This window comes from Borreliella burgdorferi B31, from assembly GCF_000008685.2.
GTDB classification, from domain to species: domain Bacteria; phylum Spirochaetota; class Spirochaetia; order Borreliales; family Borreliaceae; genus Borreliella; species Borreliella burgdorferi.
Window position 1 is genome coordinate 15,199 of record NC_000949.1, and the last position, 15,025, is coordinate 30,223.

Sequence of the window (15,025 nt, forward strand, 5' to 3'; positions counted from 1 at the left end):
GAAGGATTAAAAAATGGATACTATTAAATTAACCGAACTTCTTATCAATTTAAACGAAATTAAACTTATAGCGGTAATGATTTTTGTAACAGTGCTGGTTTTAGGAGTATTAATTCTTCTCAAGCCTTTACTAAAAGACATATTGACTATTGTAATAGGCAAGATTTTTAAGAATGGTAATGGTAATGGCAAAAATCACATTAAAAAAAGAGATTAACTTATGAAATTATCCAAAGATAATGTTGAGCTTGGACTTACGTCTTTATCAACCCTTATTGATATATTTTCTAAATTTGAAGATGAATTTGATGAAATTGCACATAAAGGATTCTTTTTGGTTTATGAGCTGTATTCTCATTATAAATTAATCTATACAGCAAATATGGAAAGACTTGAGAGTGCATTAACCCCAGCAATAAATAAAGCACTCGCTCCATTAAATGAAAAAATCAATCAATGCATTGACTTAGTTAATTCTGATGAAAAAAATCTCAAAATATCTAATGATCTGAAATTCAATCAGGAAGGAAAACCTATCTATAAGGAAAGAACAAATAATGCAAAATAACACTATTGGTTTAGGACTTAATTTACTATCCAGCTTAACTAACATAGCTAAAACTGATACAAACATAGATCATAATTACATTAATACTTTTAGTAAAGTAATAGATTTTTTCTACAAAACATATATAAGCACACTAAAATCTATGGAAACAGCTGAGTCAACTAAAATATTTGAAGAAATACAAGACATTTTAAAATACAACATTGAGATAATAGAGGCTATCTCTACTGACAAAAGCAAAAGAATTATCACTTCACTTAAATCAACACGTAACAAAATCATGAAAGAATATATCAAAATACTTAAAAGAGGTGAAAATGCTTAAAAGATTGCATTGTCTGCTAATTGTTTTGTTGTTATGTTGCACCACTATTGCTAACCTACCAGAAGAGCCAAAACCTCCAATTATTCAAACACTAAAATCTTTAGCTAAATATGAAACACAACTTTCAGAGTATGTTATGTACCTAGTAACATTTTTAGCTAAAACAAAAGTTAAAGTTAATGATCCAAATTATCCAGAATATCCTTATCCAGATTTATCAACACTAAAAGACGAACACTCCATAACTGCTGTAAAACATAATATCAACATATATTTAGAGTACATTAAAAAAACAAAACCAATAGCGGAAAAAGTCTATAATAAATATTCTCAATTAAAAATGTAAATTACAAAAAGGTTTTTCTTGCAAGAAATTCCCATTTATATTCTTAAAGTCGTTTATTACTGCTATATTTTAATAAAATTTTATATTTTAGGGCAAATCTTAATAAAGATATAATATTGTTAATATTCTATTTATTAAGGAACACAATGTGCAAAAAATTAATTTATTAATGTTATTTATGTTTATTATCAGTATTGGTAATTTAATTTCATATGAAATTAAAAAAGATGAAATTATAAAAGTTAAAACTTTAATAGCTTTAGATCAAGGCGGTGATGATCATAAGCATAACATTAACTTTCCTATAAAAAAAGAAGATAAAAACAAAACTCTATTCGAAATTATAGGGATAGGGTTAGAAAATTTTATTAACCAAATAGGTGCCGAAAATATTCTTGAGGTTAAATCACTAAACCATTTAGTGGGTTTTGGAGTTATTGTAGTATACAAAGAAAAGAAAAAGTAATCTAAGAGTTTTTGCAATACTGTTTTTGTAAAAAATCTACAGTAAAAAATTTAAAACTGATATCTGAAGTTAAAAATGTAAATTACAAAAAGGTTTTTCTTGCAAGAAATTCTACTTTACATATAAAAATCTCTAAAGCCAATTAATCTAAAATAGTATATAATATGACCATAAGGGAAAATTTTATGGAAACAGTGTCAACAAATATTGCAAGTGTAACTCAAGAACAAATATATAAAGAATTTATTAGACTGGGCATGGAACAATTAATAGCACAAGATTTATCTAAAAGATATTATCACAATGAACTAACATATAGAGATTTAGAAAATTTAGAAAAACAATTTGATATAAAATTTGATAATCTTGTTTCTAAAATAGATACTGTAGAAAAGAATTTAAATGTTAAGATTGATGCTGTTAAAAGTGAACTTAATACCAAGATAGATAATGTAGAAAAGAATTTACAAAAAGATATATCTAATTTAGATACTAAGATTGATAATGTAGAGAAGAATTTACAAAAAGATATATCTAATTTAGATACTAAGATTGATAATGTAGAGAAGAATTTACAAAAAGATATATCTAATTTAGATACTAAGATTGATAATGTAGAGAAGAATTTAAATGCCAAAATAGATACTGTAGAAAAGAATTTAAATGCCAAAATAGACAATGTTGAAAAGAATTTAATGTCTCTTTCAGAAATGCTTAAATGGGTATTGGGAATTATGGGGGCAATGTCTATCACAATGATAGCCGGGCTAATATTTGCTTTCATTTCTAAATAGCTACTACCTCACTTAAAGAATATCAATTCAAATAATAATTGTTTATCCAATATTTAGTATTAATACTTAGTTAAGTGAATATTAATAATAAAAAAAGGAGTAACAATGAAAATCATCAACATATTATTTTGTTTATTTTTACTAATGCTAAACGGCTGTAATTCTAATGATAATGACACTTTAAAAAACAATGCCCAACAAACAAAAAGACGGGGAAAGCGTGATTTAACCCAAAAAGAAACAACACAAGAAAAACCAAAATCTAAAGAAGAACTACTTAGAGAAAAGCTATCTGACGATCAAAAAACACATCTTGACTGGTTAAAACCCGCTTTAACTGGTGCTGGAGAATTTGACAAATTCTTAGAAAATGATGATGATAAAATAAAATCAGCACTTGATCATATAAAAACTCAACTTGATAGTTGTAATGGTGATCAAGCAGAACAACAAAAAACCACTTTCAAAACTGTGGTTACAGAATTCTTTAAAAATGGTGATATAGATAATTTTGCAACTGGAGCGGTTAGTAACTGCAATAATGGTGGCTAATAATCTAACAGCCCCCTATTTGGGGGCTTTAATATTGCTACACTGCAAATATATAATTAAATTGTCTTTCTTTTTTTAACATGCAAAAGAATTTTAATACTTTTGTTTTATAAACATCCCGATTATCAGACATAAATACTTTAAGCTTATTTAGATCATCAAATCTATTGGTTTTATTGAAATATTTTTTTAGAATATTTACCCAATATTCTATACTCTTAAGCTCAGCATTCTTTTCAAAAAGATCCTCTAAAGCATCATCATTATCAGTACATAATGCCCGAATAAGAGCATTTATATTATTTTTTTCTTCACCTTCATTTACCCAATTTTTTATATTAAACAGTGCGTCTCTAAAAATTTCATAGCAATAAGCCTTGCCAGATTTTAAGTTTTTATTAAAGTTGTTTAGTTGATTTTTTTCTTGTTTTTGTTCTCTTTTTTGTTCTTGCTTTTGATTAACACTAACTTGCTTGCTAGGCATAGAATTTTCGTTTTCGTGGTTATTGTAAATAGGAGCTGCATCAGTATCTATTTCACTTTCTATACCAAGAGCTGCAACTAAAGCATACCTTTTGACATAAGTAATGCCTGAACCAAACATCTGATACACTGTATTTGTAACTTTAGACCCATTTTCATTGTTCCATTGTAAATTTTCTGTAGGAATTCGCGTATCAAAAGAAAATTCATATCCAGTACTTGTACTGTAGAATGTAGTCCTAATATAATCAACTATGCCATATTGACCCTCTATAGAAATTGGATATTGCTCAATATCAAGCTCCAAATTGTGCTTTTTAATAACATTTTTAATTTCTCTAACTATTTCATTGAAATTTTGATATTTATATCCATATCCTTTAAGACTTTTGTCAATCCCTGGTAAATTCATTTTTAGGGTTTTCATATCTTTTCTGAAGCTTATTTTTGCTTGAATATTTTCTTGTGGATTATTATTGTTTGAAAGATTTTCCATCTTTTTTCTCCTTATATTTGTATAAAAATAAATATATAGCAAAAACTATTTTTGCCAACTTTTTTACAAAAATCTTTACAAAAAGGTGCGGGCTTAGCTACGTTCTCTTGTTAAAGAACTTAGCTAAGCCCATATCTTTTTTTCTTGTAAATTCAAATATAAGGTAGAAAAAATGAAGATATTTTTCTACACTGTTTGTAGTATAGCCTAACTTTGGATTAAAATCAATTTATATTTTCACTGAATTAAAAATTTCTATATTAATTTAACAAAATTAATAATTAAAATTTAATATTTTTTTAGAAAAGTATTTACTTTTAAATCAAAATTTTGCATTATAATACTAAGCATTAATACAAATATAAGGAGAAAAAACATGAAAGGTTTTTCAAATACCACAAAAAATCCCACTTGCTACAACAAACACCAACACAAATTAATATATCTTACATCAACAGTAGATTTTCTAAACAAAAAAGATAAGAAATATACACAACAAAACATACTCTATTACTATAATAAAAATCTAAAAAGAAATGGTTTGGCTCCCACTACACTGAGAACAATGCAAAATTATCTTTATAAATTAGAAAAAGTATTAAAAGTCACAACGAATTACTACCAACATATGGGTGTAAATTGTGGGACTGAAATTTATTATAAACTAAAGTATCCTAAAAAAGAATGTTACCAGAAAATCAACAAGTACTTTAAAGAACGAAAAAACTCTAGATTTAAATCTAGAGTTAATAACCATTTTAAAGACAATGTTTCTAAAAATAGTAGTGTAAATTCAGTGGAGTGCTTAAGTAATAAAAATAATATAAAAGAAGAAAGAAAGATTAAAGAAATAGAAAAATATCAAGTAATAAAGTACTTCAACAAAAGTAACTTCTTATGTAAAGAAATTCTTCCATTTTTATTAACATTAAATGTTGACAAAGATACTATGATTAAAATAATAAAAAACACAAAAAGAGTTGAAAATAAATTGCTAAAAAACACAAATTTAAATAAATCTTGCTTTAAAGAAAAGCAAGAGAAACTAAAGAAAATTCTAAATAACACTCAGAAAGAATTCGAACAAAATGGATATAATCCCGAACAATTAAAGACAAATTTACAAAAAGTATACGAAAATTACAAATTTAAGCCCCATTTTATTATTGAAAGGCATAAATATAGCGATTTAAACAACATAAAACGTAAATTAGAAAAGTCGATTGAAAGGGAAAAGCAAAATTCTCAACAAAATTATCAAAATTTAAAGGAAAATATTTTCAATATCCTTATTGAACAACTAAAAAAAGAAACAAATATTGAAATTCTAAAGCCAATTATCAAAAAATATTTGAATAACCAAAAGAAAATAGAATACAATAAAGTATTTGGTATATATCATCTTGAATTATTAGAAATAATAAAAAATGAAAAAAATTCTTTAACCACAGAAGAATTTAGCATAAAGGCCGTATAAGGATTTAACATGGAAAATGCACCAGAACCTATTGAAACTGTAAAAAAAGGTAAATGTAAAGTTGAATGCCAAAATAAAGAACGCTTTATTTTAATTGAAAAAGAAAATGGTAAAGCAATGTACCATACAAAAATAATGATGGATATTTATAAATTTGGAGTTTATGAGAAAAAACACGAATTTAGATTATCATTGAGGGCCTTATTTAATGGAGAAAGAATTGTTGAAGAAACTCATTTGTACCCAATTAAAGAAGGAGATAAATTTATTGGTATTTTTTATGGCTATAGAAAGCCGATTAAAAAGCCGTTAATAAAGTATCAAATAAACGGGGCTAGAAAAGCATATGCATTAGCAAGGGCATATTATATGGAATTTAGATTTAAAGCAGGAAGTGTTTTTTGCTATTTCAAGGGATTATATCGTTTATTAGATAAAAAAAGAACAAACAATCACTACAACAAAGTGTTATTTAGTATGTTTACAGATTTAGAACAACAAGTATATAAATTTTATGGGAAGAAATACCCGGAACAAGGACCACTAATAAAATGGATAATAAAAAACCTAAAATAATAACAATAGCGTCAATTAAGGGCGGTGTAGGTAAAAGCACAAGTGCGATAATTTTGGCTACTTTATTATCAAAAAATAATAAAGTTCTTTTAATTGATATGGATACTCAAGCATCTATTACTAGTTATTTTTACGAAAAAATAGAAAAACTAGGTATTAATTTTACCAAATTTAATATTTATGAGATTTTGAAAGAAAATGTAGATATCGATAGTACCATTATAAATGTAGATAATAATCTTGATCTTATACCTAGCTATCTTACGCTACATAATTTTAGTGAAGATAAAATCGAACATAAAGATTTTTTGTTAAAAACCAGCCTGGGAACTTTGTATTATAAATATGACTATATAGTAATCGATACAAATCCCAGTTTAGATGTTACGTTAAAAAATGCTCTTTTATGTAGTGACTATGTAATAATTCCAATGACGGCTGAAAAGTGGGCAGTGGAAAGTTTAGATTTATTTAATTTCTTTGTAAGAAAATTAAATTTATTTTTACCTATATTTTTGATAATAACAAGATTTAAAAAAAATAGAACACATAAAACATTATTTGAAATATTAAAAACAAAAGATAGATTTTTAGGAACAATATCTGAAAGAGAAGACTTAAATAGACGAATAGCAGAAAATAATAATTTTGATTTAAATAAAGATTATATAAAAGAATATGAAAATATTTTAGAAATTTTTTTAAAAAAAATATAAAGTCTAATAATTAGACAGTTTAATGTAAAAGGAGTTTAAATTGGATATTAAGGTTAATAAAAGAGATTTAAGTGATAATGAAAATTATATTATTACTGATAGTGTATTAAATCATTATAATTCTTTAAAAGAAAAGTTAAAAATTAATTCTAAAAAGGAAATCTATTGTAAGTTAGAAACTTTAAAAATTTTAAAAGAAATTAAAGACAATCATTATTATAGGTTTGATGGTTATAAAAGTTTTGAAGCTTTTTCTAAAGATTATAGACTTGCAAGAGCACAGGTCTATAATTACTTAAAAATTGCTAATGCAATAGAAGATGGGATTATACAAGAAGAATTTCTAATAAAAAATGGTATACTGGAAACGTTAATTGTATTAAGAAATAAAGAGAGCAAAACAATAAAAAAATCAAAACAAAACCCGATAAAGCCCTTAAGATTTCAGCTTAAAAGACAAGAAAGCTATGATTTTTATAAAAGTAATGCTAAATTTACAGGATTTATGTTAGATAAATTATTTAGTGATGGAAAAGAAATAATTAAAAAACTTATGAAAGAATATAAAGAATTAAAAGGATAATATGGAAATTTTATGAATAGTTTGACTTACAGAACATACAATATAGAAAGTATAAAAAATGAATTTTTAAAGATAGGATTTAGTGAAGAAGCAATAGATTTTGTTTTTCTGCATAATGATAATTACAACTTTGAATTTTTAAAAGAAAAATTGATTAATGTAGAAAAGAATTTACAAAAGGATATATCTAATTTAGACATTAAGATTGATACTGTAGAAAAGAATTTAAACACTAAAATAGACAATGTTGAAAAGAATTTAAATCTAAAAATAGATAATTTAGACTCTAAAATAGATACTGTAGAAAAGAATTTAAACACTAAAATAGACAATGTTGAAAAGAATTTAAACCTAAAAATGGATAATTTAGACTCTAAAATAGATACTGTAGAAAAGAATTTAAACACTAAAATAGACAATGTTGAAAAGAATTTAAACCTAAAAATGGATGGCTTGAATATCAAAATAGACAATGTAGAAAAGAGTTTAAATCAAAAACTTAGCATGGGTAACAGACTAGTACATTTTATGATAATAACAGCAGCAATTCTAGGGCCAATTTTGAATGCCCTATTTATGAAATATTTACAAGGTGGCAAATAATAATGTATTGTAAAATTTGATTTTTTAAAATGGCACATTATAATATTGATGAAGAGTATTATTAATTAACACTTAATTTTTGCTTTTTCATAAATTAGAACTTATTTGAATTTTTTAACAAGAGAATTTAAATAGGTTCTTTTATTTTAACAAATACAAATTGATTTTAATTCTAAATTATAATATATTCAATTATTGAAAAGCTTATTTAAATTATTTTAATAAGCAAATTTGATTAAACCCTAACTTTATTAAAATAATTTATGTAAAAAGTTGTCAAAAATAGTTTTTGTTATACATATATATACATATATATATGTATGTAAATAGCTAAAAAAGTTTATTGCTATCAAAACAATCCAATCAAGTTGGGTTTAGCTAAGTTCTTGGATAAGAGAATTTAAATAAACCCAACTATTTTTTTACAAAAATTTTTGTAAAAAAAAAAGTTGGCAAAAATAGTTTTTGCTATATATTTATTTTTATACAAATATAAGGAGAAAAAAGATGGAAAATCTTTCAAACAATAATAATCCACAAGAAAATATTCAAGGAGATCTCAAAATGATAAGTGTTAATCAACAAAGTTTTACTGGTTGTGAAATAATTGAGGAAAAATCTTCTCCCATTAAAGAAAAAAGTAAATTAAGCAAGATAGGTAAGAAATTACCAGGAATAAGTAGTCAAGAATGTTTTAGATTTAATCGAAATATTGATTTTAGTGTGCAAAGAAACAAGTTAGATAAATACGGTGCTAGTGAAGTAGGCAATATTCTTGTTGGAGGTGCTGGGCTGAAAGATTTAATGATAAACAGAGTGCTTAAATATTTTAATATGAGACTACCTTTTGAAGAGAATTTATATATGCTCAAGGGCAAAGAGTTAGAGAATTTAGGATTTAGAGAGTTTGTTAAAGCATACGGTGATAATATTGATATTTTATATAAAAATAAATATGCCAACGGTGTTGATAAGTATAATTATTTCAAAAAAATGGGCAGTTCAGAAACTTTAGTGGGCTCAACAATTGATGGCTGGTTTATTAATAATAATGGCGATTTAGAACTATTAGAGATTAAAAGTAGCGACTCTAATTATATGAGTAGTGCTATTGCTGAGTACAATAAAAATGGCAATTTTTTAAGTAGTAAATATTTTTTCAAATATTATGTACAAGCACAAATGCAGCTAGCATGTACTGGACTTGAGTATTGTAATTTGTTCTTTTTAATAGATGCTGCACCAATTAACTGTAAGATTAAAAGAGATGAGGCCTTAATATCAAAAGTGTTTGAATTTGTTAATAAATGTGAATTAGAAATTATAAATTTAAAAAAAGATATTTATAGTAACTATAGAGAGGAATACTTAATGGCACATAATTTTAACGAGGATACGTTTATAAAACTTGTTGAAGATTTAGTAGAAAGGAGTGATTTTTATAGTTCTGGAGTTGAGTTTGATTGGGCAAGAGAATTTATAGAATATGTTGATTGTGCAGATCTTGAAATTAAGGATAATCAATCTGCTGAAAATCTTGCGTATGATTTAATGGAGATTGATAGTCTACAAAAAGAATTAAATAGAATCCAAAACGAAAATAAAAAAAGAGAAAAGCCCATTAAAGATAGGTTGAAGATGCTAATTTACAATATTACAAATACATATCCACTAATTGAGCAGTTAAATTATAAATTTGGAGAGTTTGTGTTTACTCTTGACCCTAAGAAAAGGGCAATATCAGATAGATTAAAGGGACTACTACCAACAAGTGGTACAGTATTTTTCCCTAGCAATATAGCATTTACAAATAGTGTTAGTGTCCCCATGTGAATGGGTGCACTAAAAAATTAAAAAAATAAATTTAATATAGGAGGATTAATTAATGCTTATTAATAAAATAAAACAAGATAATAGAACTTTAAGACCGGAGATACAAAAATGGGGTTGTTACTTTTTGTGTCTGCATTATTATACAAGTCTATTTAAGCAACGTGAATTTAATGCATATGAAATAAATACAGCGTATTATAGATTTATAGGACTTGGTTATATCAAGAGCAATTGTTTTATTATAAATCCATGTATGATACTTAATTATTACGGAATTAGAAGTAGCGTGAGATATGAAACTGCAAATTATTTGGGTGCAGCAAATGAATTTGAAATAAGTGAAGTTAAAATCGATAAGGTTAATGGATATCACTTTATATCAACAAAAAATAAAGAAATATTATATGATTCACTTGATTTAAAGCCACGTGGAAAAATATTTAAAGTAACTTCAAAACGTATATTTAAACTGAAATAGTTTTACTAAAGTTTAAGGCACTTTTTAGCACATTCATAAGCTTGAATTTTATTAGCAGAAGATAGGCCGTAGATATTATCAATTTCATTGGTTGAAGAATATTTCATAAGTTCTTTAATTTGAAAAGAATTGTAGCCGTTAGATTTCAAATTTGAAATAAATAAATTTCGACATAGATGGAGAGATTTATTTACACGAAACCCCGACTTTTTAAGAAGATTTTTGAATTTTTTAGAAATATGGACAATATCAATTTGGTTATCTTTAAACTTATGTTTGCTCTTTTGGAAAAGATAAGTACGCCTTGAGTCAAGAGTTTTTTCTTGGAAATGATTTTTATGTGCTGTTTGGATAGCCTCGAACTCTTCTGAGTTGATGACAATTTCTCTAATACAAGAGGTATTTCTTTTTTTTGCCACATTTACTTTAATAGTATATAAAGTTTTTCCGGTTTTGCTTAAAAAAGTTGAAATATCTTGCATTTTTACTTTTTGCATTTCAGTGCCTCTACATCCACTTATTAAGAGTAGATGCACAAACCAACCAGAAATTGGGTCAATTTGTTTTAAGGTTTTGGCACATTTTAGAATTAATTTAATACTTTTAGGGGTTAAATAAAACTTAGGAGTTGGTTTTGAATTTTCTTTTTTACTTTTAGATGAATTTTTTAGTGAATTTTTAAGAATTTTGTTTTCATTTATTAGTTTTTGGTATTCTTGAAATAGTTTGAGCGTAAAATCCATATTGAAATTATTTAAATTAAAAGAATTATTATTGTCCATAAAATCCTCTCCTTGAAGTTGTTACTTTTAAATTAAGTAAAAGTAATAAAAATAGATAAAAAATGTAAATTATATTTTACTAAAAACGAAAAATTTTAGTCAAATTTGGAGTGTTCTCATTGCATGCAAAATCTGGGCTGTAGAGTGGGTGTAATAAACAGAAGTAGTGATTTTTGAGGGTGGTACACAAGAAAGATAGTATACTTTGTGTAATATATAGCAAAGACTTGAAAATTTAATTTGTATGTATTTTATAATCTTTTGTAATGAGTAGAGCATTTGCAATGGAGAGATTTTGGCGAGTTGGTTAAAATTACATTTGTGTTTTGTTAAAATGTAACAGCTGAATGTAACAAAATTATATATTTAAATCTTTGAAATATTGCAATTATTTGGTGTTGTGGTAATATTAGTACTTTATGGAGTAACTTATGAATAAGAAAATGAAAAATTTAATTATTTGTGCAGTTTTTGTTTTGATAATTTCTTGCAAGATTGATGCGAGTAGTGAAGATTTAAAACAAAATGTAAAAGAAAAAGTTGAAGGATTTTTAGATAAAGAGTTAATGCAAGGTGACGATCCTAATAACAGTCTGTTTAATCCACCACCAGTATTGCCGGCAAGTTCCCACGATAACACACCCGTATTAAAAGCGGTGCAAGCAAAAGATGGTGGTCAACAAGAAGGAAAAGAAGAGAAAGAAAAAGAAATTCAAGAATTAAAGGATAAAATAGATAAAAGAAAAAAAGAATTAGAAGAGGCTAGAAAGAAATTTCAAGAATTTAAAGAACAAGTTGAATCTGCAACTGGAGAAAGTACTGAGAAAGTTAAAAAACAAGGAAATATTGGACAAAAAGCTTTAAAGTATGCTAAAGAATTGGGTGTAAATGGAAGTTATTCTGTTAATGATGGTACTAATACTAATGATTTTGTAAAAAAGGTTATAGATGATGCTCTTAAAAATATTGAGGAAGAACTTGAAAAGCTAGCAGAGCCTCAAAATATAGAAGATAAAAAATAATAAAAAATGGGTTTTGATAGTAAAAATTATAAACAACAAGACTAACAATCAGTCTTATTGTTTATTAGCATTTACATTGCTGAAATTTAGGCAATAAAGCTAGGAGGGGATATGAAAAAAATTAGTCTGTTAATATTTTTGTTTTTATTTGTAGTAAGTTTAAGTGCAAATATAGAAGAAAATTATACAGAAACTAAAAGAGCTTTTTCTAAAGAAGATTTTAACCTAATAAATAAAAGACTAGATAATTATGATTTTAAAAATGAGTATGAAAAAAGTCATGTTTTTTCCGATGCTCCTAGAATTAGAGGAGATTTAAGAAAAATTGGAATTAAAGAAAAAAGTGTTTTTTTGGACGCTCTTGAGGCTATTGAATATCTTATAAAAATTAAGATAAGTACTGATAGTATTTTCCTGTCTGAGGATATGATTAGACTTATAGGGAGTTATCCAGATTCGATTTTTAATTATTTGATACAATTAAATTCGGATAAAATTGATTATGCTGAGAAATATGGAGATAACGCCAGAAATAATTTTAAAAAAGATTATTCTGAAGATAAAGCAAATACAGTTAAACAAATTTTAAAACAAATTTTGGCTGATTTGCCCAAAGATTAGATTTTAATTTGAAAAAAGAATCTTATAAGATATTTATTAAGAAAAGCTAAAAAAGATTTCGAAATAAAATAAATGGTTTTTATAAGCATAAATTATGAATAACAAGATTAGCTACTAGTCTTGTTATTTTATTAATATTGGAGAATCATGATAAATAAAAAGAATTTATATTATTTTATATTTGCTTTATTTTCTTTAAATGCTAACGAATTTATGAGGGGTCTTCTTAATGGCGACAATAATGATACTGGTTCATGTTTAATAAGAATTGTAAAGATAGATCTGTGGTCAATAGATATCAACAAGACAATAGTTAATGTTAACAATTGATAAATTGCTTTACTATTTAGAGCAACAATTTGTTAATTTTGTTATTTTAGAGGATTTTTTGAAAAAAGTTAAAAGGTCTTTTGATGATTATGTTGCATATTTTAGAGAAGGATTGTTAGATGATAGGGAAATAGCGGATAAATTGGGGGTTTCTAGGGTAAATGTGTGGAGGATGAGGAAAAAATGGGAAAGTGGGGAAAATTCTGTTAGCGATGACTCTAGATTATCAATTAGTGAAGACACTTTTGAACACCTTTTGTCGCAAACTTTTAAATCAGAAGTTAACGCTAGGAAAGTTAGAAGCGAATTGGATTTAGAGCGGGCTAATTTAGAATTAGGATTTATAAATGCATTTAAGCAATATTCTAGTGTTGAGCTTTTTAGTATGCATACTAAAATAGAAAATTTAAGAGCTGAAATTGACGCTTTAAATAAAGCAAGTAGTAAAAAAAATAAGCAAGTTGTTAATGGAGAAATTAATTCTTTAAAAAGCGAGCTTGATGAATATATAAAGGAGTGTTCAATAAGAGAAATGGAGCTTTACTATGAATGTATGAAAAAACTTGCAACTGCTAATGAAGCTGAAAGTAAAAGCAACTACAAAAATAGTAAAGGGCACAAGTGAACTTATATCAAACAAAACTTTTTACAACACTACAAAAGGAATACAAAAATAAATATGGAGTTGATATATCACAATTTGTAAAGCTAACAAATTCTTCAATTAATTTTGATAAGTTTGAAGAAAAACAGTTAACTTTAAAACAAAAAAATGTGATAAAAAGTATTAAAAAGAATAATGAAAAAAAGATTATATTCAGCGGCGGCATAGCTAGCGGCAAAACGTATCTTGCATGCTATCTTTTTCTCAAAAGTTTAATTGAAAATAAAAAGTTATATTCTAGCGATACGAATAATTTTATTATTGGGAATTCACAACGCTCAGTTGAAGTTAATGTTTTGGGACAATTTGAAAAGCTATGTAAACTTCTTAAAATTCCTTATATTCCAAGACATACAAATAATTCATATATTCTGATTGATTCACTACGTATTAATCTATATGGTGGAGATAAGGCAAGTGATTTTGAAAGATTTAGGGGAAGTAATTCGGCACTTATTTTTGTTAATGAGGCTACAACTTTACACAAGCAAACTTTAGAGGAGGTCCTAAAAAGACTAAGATGCGGGCAAGAAACTATTATTTTTGATACTAATCCTGATCATCCAGAACACTATTTTAAAACCGATTATATTGATAATATAGCGACATTTAAGACATATAATTTTACAACTTATGATAATGTTCTACTTAGTAAAGGATTTATCGAAACACAAGAAAAACTCTATAAAGATATACCATCATATAAAGCAAGAGTTTTGCTAGGTGAGTGGATAGCAAGCACTGATTCAATTTTTACACAAATAAATATTACTGATGATTATGTATTTACTAGTCCAATAGCATATTTAGACCCAGCATTTAGTGTTGGAGGAGATAACACTGCATTATGTGTTATGGAGCGAGTTGATGATAAGTATTATGCTTTTGTATTTCAAGACCAACGACCAGCCAATGATCCTTATATTATGAATATGGTAAAGACCGTTATAGAAAATTTCAATGTGCATACACTGTATTTAGAGGATAGAGATAATACAAAAGGTGCTGGTGGATTGACCCGCGAATACATCTTACTAAGAAATAATATAAGCCAATATTTTAGAATTGTTCCAGTTAAGCCAAAGTCTAATAAATTTAGCAGAATAACAACGTTAATTACGCCGTTTACTTATAAGAAACTTTACATTACAAAGTACAGTAGTTCTTCTGTATTTAATGATATTTATTCGTATAAGGGGGATAGCAAAACCCATGATGATGCTCTTGATGCAATGTCTGCAGCATATTTGATGTTGTCTTTAGGATATAGAGAGCGAAGTGTTCACTTTGGCAATCAAAGATTTTTGTAA

21 protein-coding genes are annotated in these 15,025 nt (G+C 26.1%); 19 read left to right on the forward strand and 2 right to left on the reverse strand.

From position 1 onward, the window contains the following. Positions 1-13 precede the first annotated feature (13 nt). The 7 genes from blyA to BB_RS06195 all read left to right on the forward strand — a co-directional run bounded on the left by blyA (position 14) and on the right by BB_RS06195 (position 3,051). Positions 14-217, forward strand: a complete 204-nt coding sequence (blyA, locus tag BB_RS06165; RefSeq protein WP_002658481.1) for a holin BlyA — start codon at positions 14-16, stop codon at positions 215-217. Positions 218-220: 3 nt separating this feature from the next. Continuing rightward, entirely contained in the window at positions 221-568 is a 348-nt protein-coding gene (locus BB_RS06170; protein ID WP_010883728.1) for a BlyB family putative holin accessory protein, read from the forward strand. After that, positions 558-893, forward strand: coding sequence for a BlyB family putative holin accessory protein (locus BB_RS06175; RefSeq protein WP_010883750.1), 336 nt, complete (start codon positions 558-560; stop codon positions 891-893). The genes BB_RS06170 and BB_RS06175 overlap by 11 nt, the downstream gene beginning before the upstream one ends. Then, positions 886-1,239 (forward strand): BBA14 family lipoprotein, encoded by a 354-nt coding sequence (locus tag BB_RS06180; protein WP_010883751.1) that lies wholly within the window; start codon positions 886-888, stop codon positions 1,237-1,239. The genes BB_RS06175 and BB_RS06180 overlap by 8 nt, the downstream gene beginning before the upstream one ends. A gap of 148 nt (positions 1,240-1,387) precedes the next feature. Beyond that, on the forward strand, positions 1,388-1,705 hold the full coding sequence (locus BB_RS06185) for a hypothetical protein (protein WP_010883765.1): 318 nt from the start codon (positions 1,388-1,390) through the stop codon (positions 1,703-1,705). Positions 1,706-1,890: 185 nt separating this feature from the next. Next, positions 1,891-2,499: a Bdr family repetitive protein gene (gene bdr, locus BB_RS06190; RefSeq protein ID WP_010883752.1), complete on the forward strand. Its 609-nt coding sequence runs from the start codon at positions 1,891-1,893 to the stop codon at positions 2,497-2,499. Positions 2,500-2,604: 105 nt separating this feature from the next. After that, entirely contained in the window at positions 2,605-3,051 is a 447-nt protein-coding gene (locus tag BB_RS06195) for an Mlp family lipoprotein (protein WP_010883753.1), read from the forward strand. Positions 3,052-3,088: 37 nt separating this feature from the next. On the opposite strand, the gene BB_RS06200 is transcribed toward BB_RS06195, so the two are convergent. After that, entirely contained in the window at positions 3,089-4,030 is a 942-nt protein-coding gene (locus BB_RS06200) for an ERF family protein (RefSeq protein ID WP_010883754.1), read from the reverse strand. A 376-nt stretch (positions 4,031-4,406) separates the two neighbouring features. Here BB_RS06200 and BB_RS06205 point away from each other — a divergent pair, with 376 nt between their 5' ends. The 7 genes from BB_RS06205 to BB_RS06235 all read left to right on the forward strand — a co-directional run bounded on the left by BB_RS06205 (position 4,407) and on the right by BB_RS06235 (position 10,296). Further along, positions 4,407-5,507 (forward strand): plasmid maintenance protein, encoded by a 1,101-nt coding sequence (locus tag BB_RS06205; protein WP_010883755.1) that lies wholly within the window; start codon positions 4,407-4,409, stop codon positions 5,505-5,507. Between the two features lie 9 nt (positions 5,508-5,516). Continuing rightward, on the forward strand, positions 5,517-6,083 hold the full coding sequence (locus tag BB_RS06210; protein ID WP_010883756.1) for a DUF226 domain-containing protein: 567 nt from the start codon (positions 5,517-5,519) through the stop codon (positions 6,081-6,083). Next, on the forward strand, positions 6,059-6,799 hold the full coding sequence (locus BB_RS06215) for a ParA family protein (RefSeq protein WP_010883757.1): 741 nt from the start codon (positions 6,059-6,061) through the stop codon (positions 6,797-6,799). The genes BB_RS06210 and BB_RS06215 overlap by 25 nt, the downstream gene beginning before the upstream one ends. A 40-nt stretch (positions 6,800-6,839) precedes the next feature. Continuing rightward, on the forward strand, positions 6,840-7,382 hold the full coding sequence (locus BB_RS06220) for a chromosome replication/partitioning protein (RefSeq protein ID WP_012593001.1): 543 nt from the start codon (positions 6,840-6,842) through the stop codon (positions 7,380-7,382). A 12-nt stretch (positions 7,383-7,394) separates the two neighbouring features. Then, a complete protein-coding gene (bdr, locus tag BB_RS06225; RefSeq protein WP_010883758.1) occupies positions 7,395-7,985 on the forward strand; it encodes a Bdr family repetitive protein in 591 nt (196 codons plus the stop codon). Positions 7,986-8,492: 507 nt separating this feature from the next. After that, the gene (locus BB_RS06230) at positions 8,493-9,818 is read left to right on the forward strand and encodes a DUF244 domain-containing protein (protein ID WP_010883759.1); all 1,326 of its coding nucleotides are present in this window, start codon (positions 8,493-8,495) and stop codon (positions 9,816-9,818) included. 52 nt (positions 9,819-9,870) lie between these two features. After that, the gene (locus BB_RS06235) at positions 9,871-10,296 is read left to right on the forward strand and encodes a DUF261 domain-containing protein (protein ID WP_010883760.1); all 426 of its coding nucleotides are present in this window, start codon (positions 9,871-9,873) and stop codon (positions 10,294-10,296) included. 5 nt (positions 10,297-10,301) lie between these two features. Here the strand turns inward: BB_RS06235 and BB_RS06240 are convergent, their stop codons facing one another. Then, on the reverse strand, positions 10,302-11,078 hold the full coding sequence (locus BB_RS06240; protein WP_010883761.1) for a site-specific integrase: 777 nt from the start codon (positions 11,076-11,078) through the stop codon (positions 10,302-10,304). Positions 11,079-11,509: 431 nt separating this feature from the next. Here BB_RS06240 and BB_RS06245 point away from each other — a divergent pair, with 431 nt between their 5' ends. From BB_RS06245 to BB_RS06265, 5 genes are all read left to right on the forward strand, one after another. Beyond that, the gene (locus tag BB_RS06245; RefSeq protein ID WP_010883762.1) at positions 11,510-12,100 is read left to right on the forward strand and encodes an outer surface protein ErpG; all 591 of its coding nucleotides are present in this window, start codon (positions 11,510-11,512) and stop codon (positions 12,098-12,100) included. Positions 12,101-12,211: 111 nt separating this feature from the next. Next, positions 12,212-12,721, forward strand: a complete 510-nt coding sequence (gene eppA, locus BB_RS06250) for an exported protein A EppA (RefSeq protein WP_010883763.1) — start codon at positions 12,212-12,214, stop codon at positions 12,719-12,721. Positions 12,722-12,868: 147 nt separating this feature from the next. Beyond that, complete coding sequence (locus BB_RS06255) at positions 12,869-13,051, forward strand: hypothetical protein (RefSeq protein WP_012664891.1); 183 nt, start codon at positions 12,869-12,871, stop codon at positions 13,049-13,051. Between the two features lie 58 nt (positions 13,052-13,109). Then, on the forward strand, positions 13,110-13,676 hold the full coding sequence (locus tag BB_RS06260; RefSeq protein WP_038955004.1) for a DUF603 domain-containing protein: 567 nt from the start codon (positions 13,110-13,112) through the stop codon (positions 13,674-13,676). After that, complete coding sequence (locus tag BB_RS06265; RefSeq protein WP_010883764.1) at positions 13,673-15,025, forward strand: PBSX family phage terminase large subunit; 1,353 nt, start codon at positions 13,673-13,675, stop codon at positions 15,023-15,025. Before BB_RS06260 ends, BB_RS06265 begins: the two co-directional genes overlap by 4 nt.

What these genes read in the sequence shown, in the direction of transcription:
- blyA (WP_002658481.1), top strand. Translation starts at nt 14, where the DNA reads ATGGATACTATTAAATTAACCGAACTTCTTATCAATTTAAACGAAATT.
- BB_RS06170 (WP_010883728.1), top strand. Translation starts at nt 221, where the DNA reads ATGAAATTATCCAAAGATAATGTTGAGCTTGGACTTACGTCTTTATCA.
- BB_RS06175 (WP_010883750.1), top strand. Translation starts at nt 558, where the DNA reads ATGCAAAATAACACTATTGGTTTAGGACTTAATTTACTATCCAGCTTA.
- BB_RS06180 (WP_010883751.1), top strand. Translation starts at nt 886, where the DNA reads ATGCTTAAAAGATTGCATTGTCTGCTAATTGTTTTGTTGTTATGTTGC.
- bdr (WP_010883752.1), top strand. Translation starts at nt 1,891, where the DNA reads ATGGAAACAGTGTCAACAAATATTGCAAGTGTAACTCAAGAACAAATA.
- BB_RS06195 (WP_010883753.1), top strand. Translation starts at nt 2,605, where the DNA reads ATGAAAATCATCAACATATTATTTTGTTTATTTTTACTAATGCTAAAC.
- BB_RS06200 (WP_010883754.1), bottom strand. Translation starts at nt 4,030, where the DNA reads ATGGAAAATCTTTCAAACAATAATAATCCACAAGAAAATATTCAAGCA.
- BB_RS06205 (WP_010883755.1), top strand. Translation starts at nt 4,407, where the DNA reads ATGAAAGGTTTTTCAAATACCACAAAAAATCCCACTTGCTACAACAAA.
- BB_RS06210 (WP_010883756.1), top strand. Translation starts at nt 5,517, where the DNA reads ATGGAAAATGCACCAGAACCTATTGAAACTGTAAAAAAAGGTAAATGT.
- BB_RS06215 (WP_010883757.1), top strand. Translation starts at nt 6,059, where the DNA reads ATGGATAATAAAAAACCTAAAATAATAACAATAGCGTCAATTAAGGGC.
- bdr (WP_010883758.1), top strand. Translation starts at nt 7,395, where the DNA reads ATGAATAGTTTGACTTACAGAACATACAATATAGAAAGTATAAAAAAT.
- BB_RS06230 (WP_010883759.1), top strand. Translation starts at nt 8,493, where the DNA reads ATGGAAAATCTTTCAAACAATAATAATCCACAAGAAAATATTCAAGGA.
- BB_RS06235 (WP_010883760.1), top strand. Translation starts at nt 9,871, where the DNA reads ATGCTTATTAATAAAATAAAACAAGATAATAGAACTTTAAGACCGGAG.
- BB_RS06240 (WP_010883761.1), bottom strand. Translation starts at nt 11,078, where the DNA reads ATGGACAATAATAATTCTTTTAATTTAAATAATTTCAATATGGATTTT.
- BB_RS06245 (WP_010883762.1), top strand. Translation starts at nt 11,510, where the DNA reads ATGAATAAGAAAATGAAAAATTTAATTATTTGTGCAGTTTTTGTTTTG.
- eppA (WP_010883763.1), top strand. Translation starts at nt 12,212, where the DNA reads ATGAAAAAAATTAGTCTGTTAATATTTTTGTTTTTATTTGTAGTAAGT.
- BB_RS06255 (WP_012664891.1), top strand. Translation starts at nt 12,869, where the DNA reads ATGATAAATAAAAAGAATTTATATTATTTTATATTTGCTTTATTTTCT.